Source organism: Bacillus cereus group sp. BfR-BA-01330 (assembly GCF_022663885.1).
In the GTDB taxonomy this organism is placed as follows: domain Bacteria; phylum Bacillota; class Bacilli; order Bacillales; family Bacillaceae_G; genus Bacillus_A; species Bacillus_A cereus.
The window spans coordinates 1-389 of the sequence record NZ_JAKUGK010000035.1 but is presented as its reverse complement, the minus strand read 5'-3'; the positions used below and the strand labels follow the sequence as shown (position 1 = coordinate 389).

The following is a 389-nucleotide window of genomic DNA, read 5'->3' as shown; positions in this document are numbered from 1 at the left end:
GCGTTCATCCTGAGCCAGGATCAAACTCTCCAATAAAGTTAGTTTGTCTAGCATCTAAAATAAAAATTGACGTTTCACGTTGTTTGTTTCGTTCAGTTTTCAAAGAACTAATGGTGGAGCCTAGCGGGATCGAACCGCTGACCTCCTGCGTGCAAGGCAGGCGCTCTCCCAGCTGAGCTAAGGCCCCAAACAAGTATCGGGAAGACAGGATTTGAACCTGCGACCCCCTGGTCCCAAACCAGGTGCTCTACCAAGCTGAGCCACTTCCCGAAAGAAAACGCGCCCGAGAGGAGTCGAACCCCTAACCTCTTGATCCGTAGTCAAACGCTCTATCCAATTGAGCTACGGGCGCATATGGTGCCGAGGGCGGGGGTCGAACCCGCACGGTG

The 389-nt window shown here is 53.0% G+C and carries 3 tRNA genes; all 3 read right to left on the bottom strand.

Going from position 1 to position 389, the window contains the following annotated elements:
- Positions 1-111: 111 nt before the first annotated feature.
- A tRNA-Ala gene (locus tag MR112_RS28720) sits at positions 112-187 on the bottom strand.
- 9 nt (positions 188-196) lie between these two features.
- Positions 197-270, bottom strand: a tRNA-Pro gene (locus MR112_RS28715).
- Between the two features lie 8 nt (positions 271-278).
- Positions 279-352: transfer RNA gene (locus MR112_RS28710), tRNA-Arg, on the bottom strand.
- Positions 353-389 lie beyond the last annotated feature (37 nt).